Origin of the sequence: Paludibaculum fermentans, from assembly GCF_051172195.1 — a bacterium.
Classification (GTDB): Bacteria; Acidobacteriota; Terriglobia; order Bryobacterales; family Bryobacteraceae; genus Paludibaculum; species Paludibaculum fermentans_A.
On the sequence record NZ_JBPJAQ010000002.1, the window covers coordinates 529,711 to 546,167 of the forward strand.

13 protein-coding genes are annotated in these 16,457 nt (G+C 62.4%); 11 read left to right on the top strand and 2 right to left on the bottom strand.

What is annotated here, in order from left to right:
- The first annotated feature begins 81 nt into the window (after positions 1 to 81).
- Positions 82 to 1,689 carry an alpha-N-arabinofuranosidase gene (locus tag ACR9Y2_RS28765; RefSeq protein WP_435045321.1) on the top strand — a complete coding sequence of 536 codons (1,608 nt, stop codon included), beginning with the start codon at positions 82 to 84 and terminating at the stop codon, positions 1,687 to 1,689.
- Between the two features lie 91 nt (positions 1,690 to 1,780).
- Entirely contained in the window at positions 1,781 to 3,094 is a 1,314-nt protein-coding gene (locus ACR9Y2_RS28770) for an alkaline phosphatase family protein (RefSeq protein WP_435045322.1), read from the top strand.
- A gap of 30 nt (positions 3,095 to 3,124) precedes the next feature.
- On the opposite strand, the gene ACR9Y2_RS28775 is transcribed toward ACR9Y2_RS28770, so the two are convergent.
- Together ACR9Y2_RS28775 and ACR9Y2_RS28780 are read right to left on the bottom strand one after the other, a co-directional pair.
- Positions 3,125 to 3,955, bottom strand: a complete 831-nt coding sequence (locus ACR9Y2_RS28775) for a hypothetical protein (protein WP_435045323.1) — start codon at positions 3,953 to 3,955, stop codon at positions 3,125 to 3,127.
- A 310-nt stretch (positions 3,956 to 4,265) separates the two neighbouring features.
- Positions 4,266 to 6,392, bottom strand: coding sequence for a formylglycine-generating enzyme family protein (locus tag ACR9Y2_RS28780; protein WP_435045324.1), 2,127 nt, complete (start codon positions 6,390 to 6,392; stop codon positions 4,266 to 4,268).
- A gap of 172 nt (positions 6,393 to 6,564) precedes the next feature.
- Here ACR9Y2_RS28780 and ACR9Y2_RS28785 point away from each other — a divergent pair, with 172 nt between their 5' ends.
- The 9 genes from ACR9Y2_RS28785 to ACR9Y2_RS28825 all read left to right on the top strand — a co-directional run bounded on the left by ACR9Y2_RS28785 (position 6,565) and on the right by ACR9Y2_RS28825 (position 16,285).
- Positions 6,565 to 7,110, top strand: coding sequence for a hypothetical protein (locus ACR9Y2_RS28785; RefSeq protein WP_435045325.1), 546 nt, complete (start codon positions 6,565 to 6,567; stop codon positions 7,108 to 7,110).
- A 156-nt stretch (positions 7,111 to 7,266) separates the two neighbouring features.
- Positions 7,267 to 7,614 (top strand): PadR family transcriptional regulator, encoded by a 348-nt coding sequence (locus ACR9Y2_RS28790; protein ID WP_435045326.1) that lies wholly within the window; start codon positions 7,267 to 7,269, stop codon positions 7,612 to 7,614.
- On the top strand, positions 7,604 to 8,365 hold the full coding sequence (locus ACR9Y2_RS28795) for a hypothetical protein (protein WP_435045327.1): 762 nt from the start codon (positions 7,604 to 7,606) through the stop codon (positions 8,363 to 8,365). The genes ACR9Y2_RS28790 and ACR9Y2_RS28795 overlap by 11 nt, the downstream gene beginning before the upstream one ends.
- A 278-nt stretch (positions 8,366 to 8,643) precedes the next feature.
- Positions 8,644 to 9,288 carry a dihydrofolate reductase family protein gene (locus ACR9Y2_RS28800; RefSeq protein WP_435045328.1) on the top strand — a complete coding sequence of 215 codons (645 nt, stop codon included), beginning with the start codon at positions 8,644 to 8,646 and terminating at the stop codon, positions 9,286 to 9,288.
- Positions 9,289 to 9,781: 493 nt separating this feature from the next.
- Positions 9,782 to 12,217: a hypothetical protein gene (locus ACR9Y2_RS28805; RefSeq protein WP_435045329.1), complete on the top strand. Its 2,436-nt coding sequence runs from the start codon at positions 9,782 to 9,784 to the stop codon at positions 12,215 to 12,217.
- Positions 12,218 to 12,572: 355 nt separating this feature from the next.
- Positions 12,573 to 13,985 carry an aldehyde dehydrogenase family protein gene (locus ACR9Y2_RS28810; RefSeq protein ID WP_435045330.1) on the top strand — a complete coding sequence of 471 codons (1,413 nt, stop codon included), beginning with the start codon at positions 12,573 to 12,575 and terminating at the stop codon, positions 13,983 to 13,985.
- A gap of 317 nt (positions 13,986 to 14,302) precedes the next feature.
- Positions 14,303 to 14,659 carry a PadR family transcriptional regulator gene (locus tag ACR9Y2_RS28815; protein ID WP_435045331.1) on the top strand — a complete coding sequence of 119 codons (357 nt, stop codon included), beginning with the start codon at positions 14,303 to 14,305 and terminating at the stop codon, positions 14,657 to 14,659.
- Entirely contained in the window at positions 14,652 to 15,227 is a 576-nt protein-coding gene (locus ACR9Y2_RS28820; RefSeq protein ID WP_435045332.1) for a hypothetical protein, read from the top strand. Before ACR9Y2_RS28815 ends, ACR9Y2_RS28820 begins: the two co-directional genes overlap by 8 nt.
- Entirely contained in the window at positions 15,224 to 16,285 is a 1,062-nt protein-coding gene (locus ACR9Y2_RS28825) for an alpha/beta fold hydrolase (protein ID WP_435045333.1), read from the top strand. The genes ACR9Y2_RS28820 and ACR9Y2_RS28825 overlap by 4 nt, the downstream gene beginning before the upstream one ends.
- Positions 16,286 to 16,457: the final 172 nt, after the last annotated feature.

The following is a 16,457-nucleotide window of genomic DNA, read 5'->3' on the forward strand; positions in this document are numbered from 1 at the left end:
CGGCAGGCAGGCCGCCGGTTCCAGGAATGTTGCGGGAATCGCCCAGGGACCCGCGACCCGATTGGTGATATGACATATGGGATGCAGCGACGCACCTTACTTCGGACAGCAGCCGGCGCCGTGGCGGGTTTCGCCGCCGCCGTTCGTCCAGTCCTCGCCGCCGATGCCGACATCGAGGTCACCCCGCGCCCCGAGGGTGACATCATCTCGCCTCACATCTACGGCCACTTCATCGAACATCTCGGCACCGTCATCTACGACGGCATCTGGGTGGGCCGCAACTCGAAGATCCCCAATGTCGACGGCATCCGGCTGAAGTTCATCGAGGACATGAAGCGCCTCGCCGCCCCCAACCTGCGCTGGCCCGGCGGCTGTTTCGCCGACGGCTACCACTGGAGGGACGGCATCGGTTCCGCCACTGCCCGCCCCCGCACCTACAACTACTGGCAATCCAGCATGCCGCCCGGTTTCGACCACACCGAAACCAATGAGTTCGGCATCCACGAGTTCATGCACCTCTGCCGCCTCACCGGATCCGAACCCTACCTCGCGGCCAACGTCGGCTCAGGTTCCCCCAGGGAGTTCCACGACTGGGTTCAGTACTGCAACGCACCCCCGGGTACTGTCTCCCTGGCGGCCGAGCGTGCCGCCAACGGCGACAAAGCTCCCTTCGGCGTGAAGTATTGGGGCGTCGGCAACGAATCCTGGGGTTGCGGAGGCGCGATGAACCCCGGCGAGTACGCCACCCTCTACCGCCGCTTCATCACACAGTTCCCCGTCTACGCCCCCAAGCCTTACCTCGTCGCCGTGGGCCCCCGCGGCCACTCCAAGGACATGGACATCGGCTGGACCACCGGCTTCTTCGAGAACATGCTGCCGCAACACCGCGCCCGTGTCGACGGCTACTCCCTGCACTTCTATACCGACTTCCGGAACACCAAAGAGAAAGTCAGCCGCTTCGACGCCGCCGGCTGGTACGACGTCATCCGCGAAGGCTTGCGCACCGAAGAGGTGATCGAGAAACACTGGACCGCGATGGGCGCTTACGACAAAACGCACCATACGAAGCTCATCGTCGACGAGTGGGGCGTCTGGTATCCGCCAGGGGAAGAAACGGCGCCCAATCACCTGCTCAGCCAGCCCCTCACCCTGCGCGACGCCCTGCACACCGCGGTCTCCTTCGACGTCTTCAATCGCCATGCCGGCAAAATCGCCATGGCTAACGTCGCCCAGACCATCAACTGCCTCCACGCCCTCTTCCTGGCCCAGGGCGACCGATACACACGCACGCCCGTCTATCACGTCTTCGAGATGTATCGCGGCCACATGGGCGGCCGGCTCGCCCAACTCGAGATCCGGACCCCCGAGCGCAAGGTGCCCGCCCGCAATGGCACAGCTGCCATGCCCGCACTCTCCGGTTCGGCCTCCACCCGTGATGGCCGCCTGTCGATTACCCTCACCAACCCTTCGCTCGACGACGCGGTCGCCTGCCGCATCCGCCTCACCGCCGGAACAGCATCTGAAGCTCGCGCCACGGTGCTCACCCACTCCGATAAGGCCGCCCGCAACACCTTCGACCACCCCGACGAAGTGAAGCCCGCACCCCTGTCCGTCACCGTGCGCGGCAATAATGTGGAGGTCACCCTGCCGAAACAATCGGTGGTCTCGATCGAGCTCCGCCTCACCTGAAGAGCGAACACGGGCCGGGTGGCAAATCTGGTGTAATCAGAAGCGGTTCCGGACGGACTCGAATCCACTCGGAACCGCACTATTTCATCCCATGAGACTCCCGCTCCTCCTCACACTGTTTGCGGCCCTGGCGCCGCTGCCCGCACAGACGCCCGTGCCCGCAAAGAACCGTATGGTGGTCGTCATCAGCCTCGACGGCTTCCCCGCATACGCCTTCGACGATCCCAAGCTGCCCGCCCCCACCCTGCGCAAACTCATCAGCGACGGCGCCTGGGCCAAACGGATGACCACCGTCAACCCCAGCGTCACCTGGCCCAACCACACCTCCATCGTCACCGGAGTCCTGCCCGGCGAACACGGCCTCTTCTTCAACGGCACCCTGACCGCCTCCGGCACGCCGCCCGTCCACAAAGTCGAGCCGTGGATAGAGAAGGAAAAGATGGTCCATGCCACCACGGTCTACGACCAGGCGCAGAAGGCCGGTCTCACCACCGCTCAGGTCGATTGGGTCGCCATCCACAAGGCGAAAACCATCACCTGGGCCTTCGAGGAAGTGCCCTCTGTCGACGGTGTGGTGGAAAAAGAGATGATCGCCAAAGGACTCGTCAGCGCGCAGGAAGTGGAGCAGTTCCGCCAGACCAACATCTTCCGCCGCGACCAGATCTGGGCCGATGCCGCCAGCTTCATCATCCGAGAGCACAAGCCGAACCTGATGCTCTTCCACATGCTGAGCCTCGACTCCACCCACCACACCTATGGTCCGAAGACGCTGGCGGGTACGGCCGCCATTGCCTTCCTCGACGGCCAGGTCGCCCGCATCCTGGAAGCCATCCGCGGGGCCGGAATGACCGATCGCACTACGGTGATCGTCGTCTCCGATCACGGCTTCAAGAAGTACAGCAAACAGATCCGCCTGCTGCCGGCGCTCGCCGCGGCCGGCATCACCTCCGGAGTTCAGGTGATCCCCGAAGGCGGCACCGCCATGATCTATCTCGATCCCGCCCGCGCCGCGGAACTCGCGCCCAAGGTCCGCGCCGCCATTGCCGGCGTCGAAGGCGTAACCCAGGTGGCCGGTCCCCAGGAGTTCCCGTCATTGGGCTTCCCGGATCCTGCCAGGGATCCTCAAATGGCCCACCTCGTGGCGGCGGCCCGCGATGGCTACGCCTTCACCAATACACCTGGCGGCGCGGCGTCCACTGAGGTCACCCAGATCGGCGGCAGCCACGGTTTCCTGAACTCTGAGGAAGATATGGACGCCATCTGCATCGCCTCGGGCTACGGCATCAAGAAGGGCGCCACGCTCGACCGCGTTCGCAATCTCGATATCGCCTCGACCCTCGCCCACCTGCTGGACATCAAACTGCCCGCTTCGAAGGGCCGTGTGATCTCAGAGTTCCTGCGCTAGTCATCAATCGGTCCGGGCCGGTACCTGCGCTCACCGGCCCAGGCCCGACTTGCCCGCCTGTCCATTGTTCACCGGCCCGGCGTTCAATCGCAGTTTGGAAAGCCACGAGTTTGGTGCGCGAAACAGGAACTCCATCGCGATATTCCCGCCCACGTTGGCCAGCAGGCTGTAATTGCCCATGCGGAACGCGTCTTTCGCACTGTACCGGTCTGGATACCAGCCGTAAACAGCCGTCGCTGACCCGACATACGGAGCCACGATGGCCGGGAACGAGAAAACCCGATGGCCGTCTTCCCCGCGGCGCGCCGTCACGCTCGAAAACACGGCATGCCGCAGGCGGGGCAACGTACCCTTGCACTCGCAGGGATAGTACACCGCATCTTCCTTAAAGGCCGCCGAGAGCGCATACCGCGTGGTCGTGCTCACCGCGGCGATCCCAAAGTTCGAGCCCATTCGTTTTCCATACCCCTCCGCGCCTTGCCCCCATTCCGGAATGCCATTGCCAGCCTGGCTGATCCCCGCCGCAAACGCGGCGCCGACGATGGGGTACGGACCGAATGCGGAAAAAAGGTAGTTGCGTAACTTCGTCGCCTCCGTCGGCTTGGTATACCCGGTCGTCCCTGCTGACCCCGCCAAGGATGCATCCGCCGGCGCCTGGGGCGTGCCGGGTTGCGTCCGCGCTGGCCCAGGATCAGCGGACTGCAATTGTGCCTGCAGTACGCCCGGCCATCCGCCCAGGCTCAACGCGGCCGCCAGCAGCAGGACCTTCCCGCGGCTCCAGCTTCCTGTGGCCGGCTCGCCCTTCACTCGGTGATCGCTCTGCGAGCGCCCAGCGGCGGGCTTTTTGTTTACGGCGAACATGAATTTCCCTCCAATGGAAGTACGGCTATCTTCGATACTTACAGCACGAAGCGGTCCAAACTCCCGGAATGGCTGGCGACCACCGCCGCGGACTCATCCTGCGGCTTCCGGAGGCAGGCCAGGGGACCAGGATCGCCCCTTCTTCCCGACGATCGGGCGTTAAATGACGAAATGACGTCGGCCGGCCGGCATCGAGGCGCTCCCCTGACGAAATCCGCGGCGGCGCTCCGATGCACCCCACCGCCCTTCGCCAGGAAATCCGGAAGTGCCCCGGCCGCGTTCAGGAAAAACTGCCGAAATGCACTGTCCGTTACAGGTCCAGCGCACACCGGAACCCGATCAACCCCGACCGGTCCTTGGATGGCGCCATCAGCAGGTATTTCCCGTGCTCGTTCAGCTTGTACGTGTTCGGAAAATACCAATCCGAGCCCTGCGGCCAGTAGTACGATCCGCCTCGCAGCACCGCCGCCCTCGTATGCTCGTCCGTATACTCATCCGTCCACTGCCAGACATGCCCTACCAGTTCTTCCACCCCAAACGGACTCGCGCTCTTCGGATATAGCCCCACGTCTGACGGCGCGCGCACAGTCCGCCCTGTCTCCTTCGGTGGAACCGCCGCCGCGTCAAACTCCGCACCCCATGGATACAGCCGTGCATCCGTCCCCTGCGCCGCATACTGCCACTCCCACTCGTGCGGCAGGCGGGCACCGGCCCACGACGCATACGCCCGCGCATCCTCCAGCGATACCCACGTCACCGGCTTCTGCGCCCAGCCTTCGGGATAGCTCCCGTTCTTCCAATCCCTCAGGAAGTTGTGATCGTCCGCCGGGTGATACTTCGTGGCATCCATAAACTTCTTGAATTCCGCATTGGTCACCGGATGCTTCATCAGGTAGAAGCTGGTCATGTCCAACATGCGCCGGTGGTGCCGCCGCGGCGAAGGTTCACCTGGATACTGGACGTCCACCCCCACATCGTTGCCGCCCTCGATCATGATCCCCGAGACCCGGAACTCAAACCGGCCCGCCGGGATCTTCACGTACCCTTCCGGGTTGGCGGTAGCGGCTCGCGCCGCCGCAATCTCCACCAGCGCCTGGCCCAGCGGCTTCCACTCCTGCGAGTAACTCCGCAGCTCCCTGGCGGTCATCTCTTTCATGCGCGTCAGGAACGCCGCCAGTTCTGCTCCAGGTTGCGCTGTTACATACACTGCGCCGTAGCCCAAGGCCTCCATGTCGAAGTTCAACACCAGCCGGCCGCCATCCCTCTCCGGCTGCAGTTCGCGGCCGTGATACACGTCGAAGAACCGCAGGCCGGTGGTCGACGGAACCTCCAGTTGCCGCCCCGAGACATCGTACGCATTGCGGTTCACCAGCGTATACAGCGTGCCTGCTGTCCCCGGGAACTTCGTCGCGAAGATGCCGTACTGCAGCGTCGGCGTATGCGGCTCCCACTCAGCGCTCACCAGCAGCGCGGCAAACTGCCGTTCCAGCGTCGCGATCCGCCGCAGCGCCTCCCCATCCCGGGGCGTGATGCCGTTCCAGATCCCCCACACGTTTTCCCAGCTCTCATAGCCCACGCCGTTGAAGAACGCCGCCTGCAGATTGTCATTCCGGTCCTTGGCCCAGCGAGCGCAGATGTTCACCATATGCCGCGGTTCCAGCCACTTGTACCGGCTCACCCCCGGCACCCAGGGATACTTCCAATAGCCCCACGATTGCGTATTCCACTGCAGTTGTTCGTCGGAATCCATCGGAGTCTCGGGCTCCAGCACCACCGGCCGGCCCGCCCGGTCCGCGGCGGTCTTGTACGCCAGCGGCAGCCCGCGGAAGGTGTCTCCATTGATTCCATCCGCGCCGGTCTCGGCCGCAATTCGTGCGGCTGCCTCCCAATACGCCACGCTCACATCGCGCGTGCCGGTATCCCAGGGCATGGTCGGCCAGAACACCTTCACGCCGCGTTTCTGGAAGTCCGCCACCATCTGCCGCAGACCAGCCGGGCCGCCGGGCAGATCGTAGTGGAGGTCGAATTGATTGCGATTGTCGATTCCGATGTTCGGATAGACCGGCCACAACAGGATGCTGTCGATCCCGCCATAGCGTTGCGTCACATCGTCCAGGAAGCGGTCCACCGTATACCGCCGCGTCGCCGGATCGTAAAGGAACCGGTCTTCCACCATCACCTGCGGCTGGATGAAATTGCGTTGCGACCACAGCAATTCAGGCCGCGCGTACTCGGCGCCGCTGTAGCCCATGCGGATCAGCTTCTCGTGGCGCCACTTCCTGAGTTGCCCCAGCCAGTCCGCAAAATCGGCCGCCTTCGCCGGACCCGGCAGAATCTCGCCATCCGGTGGATAGCGCGTATCCTGAGCGTCCAATGGCGTCATGCTCATCATCAGGCCCAGCAGGCCCGCGGCCCCCATCACACAACCGCTTCTCATCACCTCACTATTCTGCATCTAAGTGGGCCGGGCCCGTCTAACCCAGACCCGCCAGAACATCGGAGCCGTGCATGTCTCCGGGATTTCGAGCCAGCAATGGAGCGAGATGTACGAACCATCGCGCCGGGGCACATCATGCGCAGGCCGAGGACGACGGTGCTACGATTGCCGTTTGATGCTGCCGGAAATGCCGGGGCGGAAGGAATCTATGCCGACCCAGATCAAGCGCGATCCAGCTCAATCCCGGCCCAGGGCTCAGCAAATTACTGAACGGTTGCTCTTAGCCGCAGGGCAGTTGCTCGTAGCTGGGGTCGCCGCGATCCTCTGGCAGTTCATCGCCAACGCGTTGGGATGGGGCGAATCCTGGCAGTATCCGCTCGCGCCTGCAACACCTCAGATTATCGATGCGACCATGATCTCCATACTTGGCTTCTGCTTGGCATGGTGGGTGGTTGGGCTCCTCCCTGGTGCGGCCGCTGCCGGCCGTTGGGTCTGGTTGCCACCTGCAGTTCTCTTGGTCCTGCTCATTGGCCGGGACATTCTCCGCAGTGGCTGGGATTGGCACCTGATTTCCTCTCACTACTTCTGGGCCTACCCGGCTCAGAAGGTGAGCCCAATCGAACGAGATATCCTCACTTATCCAGTTCTCTCGGCGATCGCCTATTCATTGGGCGCCCGGTCGCGAAGTGCGAAGAGCCCCGCTGGCGGCGACGGTTGAACGACGCAGTTGGGATACGCTCAACCACGAAGTTGGGGGGGCAAAGCTCCTCAGTGGATCTCAAGTTCCTGCTGGCCAACCGCCGCTGGGCGCCTCATCCCCACTCACCAATCTCCTTCGCTTGACATATATCCGTGACGGATATAGTATCCAATCATGCCGAAGAAGAATACGGCGCCAGGCCCGCTGACCCCCGCCGTCCTCCACATCCTGCTGGCTCTTTCGACCGGCGAGCGGCATGGCTACGGAATCATGAAGCAGGTGGAAGCGGACTCGCAAGGCAAGACGAAGATGGGCCCGGGCACGCTCTATGGTTCGATGGGACGCATGATGGAAGCCGGGCTCATCCGCGAAAGCGACAAGCGGGTCGATCCGCAGATGGACGACGAGCGGCGCATTTACTACGAACTCACCGGGGCGGGCCGGGTGGCGCTGGAAGCGGAACTGCAGCGTTATCGCGGCGTGGTAGCAGTAGCGGAAGGACGGGCCGCTTATGGCCACTGACCTCGCGGTCCGGCGCTACCGGACTTGGTATTCGACGCTGCTGCGCCTATATCCACGGCCTTTCCAGGACCGGTTCGGCGAGGCTATGTCGCAGACCTTCCACGATCAGTGCCGGGAGTGCCGCAACACCAGGCAGGGCCTGTTCAGGTTCGCCCTGTGGGTCTTTTTCGAGACTTCGATGGGCATCGTAAGGGAGAACGCAATGCAGATGACAGAACTGAGAAAGACGATCCTGCGCGTGGCGCTGGTGGCCCTAGGCCTGTTGATGGTCCCGTTGGTGGCATCGCAGATTGTGGAAGGTTGGAACTGGCCCCCGGGCGCGTTCGTGTTCACCTATGTGTTGTTCTTCGGCACAGGGATGGCCTATGCCTTGATCGCCAGGAAAATGGGCGCCTGGGCCTATAAGGCAGGAGTCGGCATAGCCTTGGTGTCGGGCTTCGTCATGGGCTGGTCCACCATGGTCCACATCTCGGAGTCCGAAAACCCGGCTAACTTCGTGTACTTCGGCGTGCTCGCGGTGGGGGCGATCGGAGTCTGGCTGGCGCGTCTGGAGGCCCGAGGAATGGCGCGCGCAACCTTCGCCATGGCGGCCACGCTGGTTGTGGTAGCGGCGTTCGCCCTGATGCGGTCGTCGGTCGCACCCTCGTCGGGGCCAGTGTGGGATGTCGGAGTCGGACACGGCGGGTTCGTGCTGTTGTTCGCAGTCTCCGGTCTGCTCTTTCGGCGCGCGAGTTTGGCGGAAGCGAAGTAGGACGGGGCGATCCCAGCCCGGCCTCCGCGCATGCGGGCATCGCGGCGCTCCGGGGCTACGCCGTGCATGGATCGCCGTGCCAGGGAACAGATGAAGAAACCCTGCGCGATTCGCTCACGTCCCAGCTAATTTCTTACTCCACAATGCCCGGCTGTTGCACCAAATCCTGGCTTTTGATGCATTCTCAGTGACGGTGTCGTTGCACTAAGCTGGTAGCCAGGCAGTGGGGTAGCCTAGCGGGCCGGGGCTGGTCCGATTTTTCGAAAGCGAGGACGTGCATGTCAAAGGTCCGTGTCGCGGGGTTTAGTGTTTCGTTGGACGGCTTCGGCGCCGGGACAGAGCAAAGCCTGGAAAATCCGCTGGGCAAGCGCGGTCCCGAAATCTTCCAGTGGTTCTTCCCCACAAAAACATTCCGCGCGATGCGTGGCCAGGAAGGTGGATCTGTCGATGTGGACGACGAGTTCGCCCGGCGCGCAATGGAAAATTTCGGCGCCTTCATCCTTGGTCGCAACATGTTTGGTCCGGTCCGTGGCCCATGGCCGGACGAGTCGTGGAAAGGGTGGTGGGGGCCCAATCCGCCCTACCATGCGCCGACCTTCGTGCTGACCCACTTTGAGCGTGAGCCGCTTGTCATGGAAGGCGGGACGACCTTTTATTTCGTCAGCGGCGGAATCGAAGAGGCTCTGAGCCGGGCCAAACAAGCAGCCGGTGATAAGGACATCAAAATCGGAGGCGGTGTTTCCACCGTGCGGCAGTATCTGCAGGCTGGGTTGATCGACTCCCTCCATTTTGCAGTGGCACCGGTGGTCCTCGGTCAAGGCGAGGCGTTGTTTGCCGGTATAGACATGCCTGCGCTGGGATTTTCCGTCAGCGAACACCACGCCACTGAGCGCGCGACTCACGTTGTGCTCACAAGAAAATAGGGATGCCCTTTCGGTGAGACTAGGCCCCGCCCTCTCCCCCTTGCTATCCGTAATCCTCAGTGCTTCTATGGTCCTGGTCCAACCCACCCGAATTGCCAGGAATCCCCCTGCGGCGGCCCAGGCGCATCTCCTGCCTGCTGACTGCGGAAATCAACCCCGGCGAGGCGCCTCACTTTCTGCGAGCGGCGACCATCTGAATCCCGACGACCCCAATAATGCTGATGTGTCCGGCCCATGCTGTGTTCGCTGAGGAAATTCGCTCCTGGAATACGATGTCCCCTCAGAGTAGGACCACACTGAAACGTCGTGGCATAACAACCTATGCTTTGACAACAAATTGGCCAAGCTTCGTGAGCCCATAATTTATCCGGAACGAATCAATACAAGCTTGTAGACGCCGGTACCTTGTGGCAGGATACCAATGGACGGGGCAGTCCCCAGTAGTTCAGGTCTCGCCTAATCTTCGAAGTTCGCTGAACGATGGAGGAAGTCCATGACTCTCAAAACGGAAGAGCTCAGGTATTTCGCGCGCCTGGCGGCTTGTTACCTGCTGCTGGGGTTGCTGCCCGCATTCGCGGAAGTGCAGATCATTCCGCAGGTTGCCGACGGCGGAGGTTGGTCCACCACGATTGTCCTCTCGAACAAGACGACAGCCTCGCAATCTGTGAACTTACGGTTCAATCGCGATACAACCAATGGAGCGACAGAAGCCTGGACGCCGGCGTTCCTCGAGAGTGTGTCCCTGCCCACCTTCAATCTGGCCGCCGGTTCCACAATGTTCCTGCACACTCCGGGCACTGCAGCCGCGGTGACGCAAGGCTGGGGCGAGTTGGACGCTGGTCCGGGGGTAGTGGGCTACGCCATTTTCACCTTGACGACGAATAGTGCTCAGGATGGTACGGCGCCCGCTGTTACGGCGGCCACCCGCATCCTGGTGCCGTTCGACAACTCATCGGGCCTCGTCACGGCGGTAGCCATGGCCAATCCGAACGCCAGCGCGGAGTCGATCCAGGTCAACATCAAAACATCGGATGGGGCCACGAGCACAGGCGTGCTTCCTCAAATGCCCGCCAGTGGGCATATGGCATTCGTCCTGCCAGACCTGTTTCCGGAGACCAGCGGAAAGCGCGGGCTAGCCGAGTTTTACACCACATCCGGTTCTTTCTCCACCATCGCGCTGCGCTTCAACCCGAGACAGGCCTTTGCGTCGGCGCCGGTGTACCCCCAGACCGGGCAACCCATTATCGGGACCACAGTCACCAATCCGCCCGCCTCCACTCCACAGGTGCAGATCATCCCTCAGGTCGCCGACGGCGGCATCTGGTCAACGACGATCGTCCTGACCAACACGACGACCAGCAATCTGACGGCTTCCTTGAATTTCAGGCTCTCCGTCGCAGGCTCAGGCGGAGCGACGTCGGCGTGGAATCCGGCCTTCCTGGAGAATTTATCCACCTCCAACCTGAGTATTCCGGCTGGTTCCACGATTTTTCTCCAAACGCCCGGCACCGCCAGTTCCGTCTCCCAGGGCTATGCGGAATTGACCGCCAGTCCCGGCATCAACGGCTATGCCATCTTTACGGCCCGCACGGAGAGTTCGACCCAGGATGCGACTGCGCCGGCGGTCTCCGCGTCCGGCCGTCTCCTGGTGCCCTTCGATAACGACACGGGCTCGGGCCTGGTCACATCGGTCGCGATTGTGAACCCGAACGCGACCTCCCAATCGATCACCTTGAACCTTCGCACCTCCGATGGAACGACAACCACGAACCTTGGACTGAACCTCCCTGCTCAAGGGCACCTTGCCGTCGTCCTGCCGAATCAGTTCGCGGCAACTGCAGGGACGCGCGGGCTCGCTGAGTTTTATACGTCATCGGGAACGATTGCCTTCATTGCACTGCGCGCCCGCCCGGGTGGAGCGTTCACCTCCGCCCCGGCCTACTTTGAAACCGGGGTGCCCATCATTACCAGTGGGGGCGGCGGGGGTAACGGCGGCGGAGGCAGCGGTTCCGGCGGCGGCGACACGACCCCAACACCGTCCGAGATAGAGAGTTGGATTGCTAAAGGCACCTACTCCGCCGGCAGCCTGGGGCTCACCAGGGCCACCGCCTACGCAACGACTGACACCGTTGGCGCGGCCGGCGTGACTCCGGTGACAGCCATGACGAAGCTCGATACGTTCTCCGGTCAATTCACCCGGGTTGGCGGCGCCGATCTCGCCAAGTCACTTCGCAACGAGCTGCCGCCAGGGTTTCCAACCTTGAATCCAACACCGGGGAGCTGCGTTGTCTACAATGTGGCCACGCTGACAAATCCTTATCCCAACCTCACCTCTGTCGGCCTGGACGCTGGTCCGCAGGTTACTTCCAACGGCCCCAACGGCAACCAATCGGCGTTGCGGCAGAGCATTCAAGTGTCTGGATTCACTTACAATGCGGCCAACGTTCCGAATACCTATCTCGCCCCGGGACGGTATACGCTCACGGGTCCAGGCGGGGCCGATGTCGGCGGGTTTTCCGGTGCGCTCGACATTGTTCAGGACCTGGTAGTTACAAATAATCCCGATGACTTCAAGGTGCTCGACCGGAACGGCGGAATCACCGTACGGTGGACCGGAGGCGAGCCCTCCACAGTACTGACAATTTCGGGTAGTAGCTACACGATCAATCAGCAGACTTCCTCCGCCGAAGGGAGCGCATTTGTCTGCATCGAGAACACGTCCGCTGGCCAGTTCACTGTGCCGGCGAGCATTCTCTCGCAACTCCCCGCCAGCGGAGTGATCGGCGCCGGAGGCTTTAACTTCATTACCCGCGGCACGTTTTCCGTAACAGCCAGCGGAAAAGGCTCTCGCTTCTCCACGCCGTCAGGGCTCGACATACTGACTGTCTTCAACTTCTGGTCCTGGAGCTTCACTCCGCAGTACAAATAGGGCAAGACCCGTCCGCCTGACAGCCTGTCTTCTCCCCCCGTGGGGGAAGACAGGCGATTGTGGTCATCGGTTCGAAGCGCAGCTGTCACAACGAGACATCTGCCGCGGCAGCCAGGTCATCCCTGTGCAGGCTGTCGAAGCCAGCATGCTGGATGTCGCCAAACGCCCCACGACATCGCCGCTGGTCGATCGCCCGCGGCGCTGCAAGCTTCACCAACGCAGGGATGGACCCAACGTCCGTTATCCACAATAGTGGTAGTGCGCCGGCACCAGGACAGGGGGCGCGCGCAACGGCAATGACGGGCATACTTCAATCTGAACGACACGGGAGTCGGTACTTTTTGAAGGAGCCCACATGAACGCAGCGACCCAGACAGGACAGCGGCCCGATGCCGGCCTCTTAGCGATTGCGGACGTGGTGGCCGCCCAAGCCCGATACTTTCGCGGCAATTTCACCAAACCGCTCGAATTTCGCATCGGCCAGCTACTCAAGTTGAAGTCCATGCTGCAGGCCAACGAAGCAGCGCTTCAGGCTGCCATCCAGGCCGATTTTGGGAAACAGGCGTTTGATACGTTCCTGACGGAATTCCACGTCATTTACGACGAACTGGAGGCCGCCCTCGCCGGTGTCCGGGAGTGGGCCAGAACCAGGACGGTGGACGCCAACCTGTTGAACGCCCGGGCAAAGAGTTACATCCTCCCGGAACCACTTGGGGTGAGCCTGGTCATTGGCCCCTGGAACTACCCCTATCAGTTGTCGCTGTGCCCCGTCATGGCGGCGATGGCGGCTGGCTGCACCATCATCCTCAAGCCGAGCGAACTCACCGTACACAGCAGCAGCTTGCTGGCCCAATTGATTCGAGCGAATTTCCCCGCGGAGTACTTCGCCGTGGTGGAAGGCGGCGTGCCTGAGACCACGGAGCTGCTCGCCAGGAAGTTCGACATGATCTTCTTTACCGGCAGCGTTCCGGTGGGCCGGATTGTCTATCAGGCTGCGGCCCGTCATCTCACGCCCGTGGTGCTGGAGTTGGGCGGCAAGAGCCCGGTCATCATCACTCCTGATGTAGATCTGGATGAGGCCATGCGTCGGCTCGTCTGGGCCAAGTTTCTGAACTCCGGACAGACGTGCATCGCTCCGGATTATGTGTTGGTCCACAAAAGCGTCGAGGCCCGCTTGCTGGAACGCCTGGAGAAGGAACTCGCCCGCGTAGACTACAGCCTGGAGAACGGGAATTATGTCCGGATCGTGAACGAGCGGAATGTCTTGCGGATTGTGGAATTGATCGATCCGGAAAAGTTGCTGCTGGGCGGCGGCTATGACCTGCAGGAGCGATGGATCCAACCTACCGTCCTGAAAGGCGTGGAGTGGACCGACCGCGTGATGCAGGATGAGATCTTTGGGCCGCTGCTGCCCGTTCTGGTTTACGAGGATCTGGACGCCGCGATCAGCGAAATCAAAGCCCGTCCGAAGCCGCTGGCGCTCTACCTGTTCACGAACGATGAAGCCACGAAGCAGAAGGTGCTCAGCGAGGTGTCATTCGGAGGCGGCTGCGTCAATGACGCCTTGATGCATATTTCGAATGGCAATCTGCCTTTTGGCGGAGTCGGCGACAGCGGCATCGGCAACTATCACGGCGAAGCCGGATTCAGGGCGTTCTCGCACTACAAGAGCATCCTGGAGAAAGACATGGTGCCGGATCCGGACCTCAAATACTCTCCGCATACCAGCGAGAAACTGGCCGTGCTGAGACAGCTCACCGCCGGGTAGCGGCCGGTGCGTTCGGCGGCACAGGCGCAAATCACGGCCACGGCCACATCGCTGATCTCGCCATGTTGAGGAGCAATCGAATCTGGGAATGTAGCCGTGCGAGCCGCCCTGGTATTGTGAACCCGGCCAGAGGCATCGGCGGAAGAACTACGGCGCTGCGTGTTCCCCCACCCGATTGGACGAGTCGAGAATAAACAGCCCGTGATCATTTCCTAATCCACCGCTAAAAGCGAGGCTGCTCTCTTCTGCAGGATGACTGCCACCTACCGACCCGCCTGCCCGTTGATCGCGCCCCCATGACCTGACAGGCGATCGATTTGAACTACAATGAAGTTCAAATGGCGGCTCCGCTGAATCTCGGCGAGTTCGAACAACTCATCCTCCTCGCAATTCTCCGGCTGCGTGATGACGCGTACGGCGTGACCATCCGCGCGGAACTGGCTGATCGTGCAGGCCGTACCGTCGCGCCGGGCGCGCTCTATACCGCGCTCGAGCGTCTCGAAACCAAGCGCTTAATTACATCGCGCATGAGCGACCCAACTCCACAACGAGGCGGCAGGGCGAAGCGCCTTGTGACGGTCACCGCCGCCGGCGTGGAGGCGCTCACTCGTGCCTTGCAGGCGCACCAACGGCTGCTGGACGGGCTGGATCTTATGGGAGGCGCTCATGCATGACAAGGTCGTTGAAAGGTTGTTCTCGCTATTCACTTCCTCAGATCGTGCAGTCGCGATGACCGGCGATCTGGCTGAAGAACGGGAACTGCGAGGCTCGATCTGGTTCTGGCTGCACGCGGTAAGCGTCACCCTCGCACTCTGGCGCAGCGCAGTGATGGCGGCGCCGTTGCGAATGGTCGCGCTGATACTGGCAGGATTGGCGCTCCTCACACCGCCGGTAGTCGGAGGATTTGCCGCGGTCTTCCTCGTCCCGCAGTGGATCGCTTCGCCTGTGGGGTGGGTTGCCCTCGCGTTGTCCTGGTGGAGCGGAGCCTTCTGGACCGGAGTGACACTGGTCGCCTTGGCCCCGCGTCGCGGCATGGCGGCGTGCACGACGCTCGCCGTTGCGACTGATGCACTGTTGATTGCGTTCGGTGGGCCCGCGGTGTGGCTCGACCCATCGAACACCGGCACTGTCCTGTTCTGCGCGGCCGGCCTGCTCGCGCCGATGATGCTGCTTACAGGCGCCGCGGTCGCTCGTCGTCGAAGCTTCGCCTGCTCAGTTCTCTCTCAGGAGCAGCTTCAATGATCCGCCGTTCTCACTACATTCTGGGCGGTCTTCTAGCTCTTCTGACGCCTTCCTCATCACAGCAGGCACAGTGGAAGGACCCGTCGCCACATGTAGTCAAACTCGTGGAGGTCGACGCCGGCGTGCGGCTGGAGGTACTGGATTGGGGCGGCTCCGGCCGGGCCCTGCTCCTCCTGGCCGGAGCAGGTGATACGGCGCACGTCTATGACGATCTTGCGCCGGTGTTGGCCAAACGGTATCGCGTCGTCGGCGTGACCAGGCGCGGCCATCCGGGCTCATCCGCAACCGCTGCCGGCTACGCCGTCGCACGCCTCGCCGAGGACATCGTGCGCGTAATCGAGACAGTCGGCCTCAAGGCCCCTGTCGTAGTCGGACATTCGTTCGCCGGGGAAGAAATGCATGCGCTAGGCGCACGTTACGCTGCTCGGATCGCAGGGCTGGTGTACGTCGACGCGGCGTTCGATCGCGGAGACGACACAGACAACGAGGCCTTCAACGCAGTGGCGCGAACCCTCCCGGCCGCGCCTAATCCCAAGCCAGCTGACCTTGCGTCCTTCGCAACCCTGCGCGCCTGTCTGGAGAAATACGGTGGCGCGGGACCCGAAGCGCACCTGCGGGCTCGTTGGACCGCAAACGCCGACGGAACCATCAAAGGCATGTATACTCCGGATCGCGCCATCATTCAGGCGATGGTCCAGGAGATGCGGGCCGCATTCAGGAAACCATACAATCCTGAGCGCATCCACGTGCCGGCCGTGGCCATTTATGCGATCCCGAAGTCAGCGGATGACCTCGTGCAAAGGGGCAGTTCCGATCGACTACCTTTCCCGGAGCTCGGCATCATGGCAACTGGGGATCCGGCGGTTCGCGAACGCCTGGAAAAGCTCTTTCTCTTGACCCGCGAGCGCGTTCGAAAGCACGAGAAATGGTTCGAAGCGTTCGCTGAACACGGCCGGGTGGTGGAACTCTCAGGCACACACCATCTCCTCATCAGCAATCCGCGCGAAGTGGTGGAGCAGATCGACGCCTTCACGGCTCGTCTCGCGGACAGGCGCTAGAAGCCCAAGCCCGTTGTCCCACCGTCGCCGCACCGGCCAAGCCGCCTATCGGGATGGCATGCGAGGTCATGTTATCCGTGCTTCCTGCCGGTACCCTCTTCGGCAGTGTGGCCACATCTCCGGTTGTCCGCTTACGGCCGTCGCCTGAAGATGGCGTAGGGAGCCGCCTCAT

Coding starts and splice junctions, on each gene's coding strand:
- ACR9Y2_RS28765 (WP_435045321.1), top strand. CDS start 82: ATGCAGCGACGCACCTTACTTCGGACAGCAGCCGGCGCCGTGGCGGGT.
- ACR9Y2_RS28770 (WP_435045322.1), top strand. CDS start 1,781: ATGAGACTCCCGCTCCTCCTCACACTGTTTGCGGCCCTGGCGCCGCTG.
- ACR9Y2_RS28775 (WP_435045323.1), bottom strand. CDS start 3,955: ATGTTCGCCGTAAACAAAAAGCCCGCCGCTGGGCGCTCGCAGAGCGAT.
- ACR9Y2_RS28780 (WP_435045324.1), bottom strand. CDS start 6,392: ATGAGAAGCGGTTGTGTGATGGGGGCCGCGGGCCTGCTGGGCCTGATG.
- ACR9Y2_RS28790 (WP_435045326.1), top strand. CDS start 7,267: ATGCCGAAGAAGAATACGGCGCCAGGCCCGCTGACCCCCGCCGTCCTC.
- ACR9Y2_RS28795 (WP_435045327.1), top strand. CDS start 7,604: ATGGCCACTGACCTCGCGGTCCGGCGCTACCGGACTTGGTATTCGACG.
- ACR9Y2_RS28800 (WP_435045328.1), top strand. CDS start 8,644: ATGTCAAAGGTCCGTGTCGCGGGGTTTAGTGTTTCGTTGGACGGCTTC.
- ACR9Y2_RS28805 (WP_435045329.1), top strand. CDS start 9,782: ATGACTCTCAAAACGGAAGAGCTCAGGTATTTCGCGCGCCTGGCGGCT.
- ACR9Y2_RS28810 (WP_435045330.1), top strand. CDS start 12,573: ATGAACGCAGCGACCCAGACAGGACAGCGGCCCGATGCCGGCCTCTTA.
- ACR9Y2_RS28820 (WP_435045332.1), top strand. CDS start 14,652: ATGCATGACAAGGTCGTTGAAAGGTTGTTCTCGCTATTCACTTCCTCA.
- ACR9Y2_RS28825 (WP_435045333.1), top strand. CDS start 15,224: ATGATCCGCCGTTCTCACTACATTCTGGGCGGTCTTCTAGCTCTTCTG.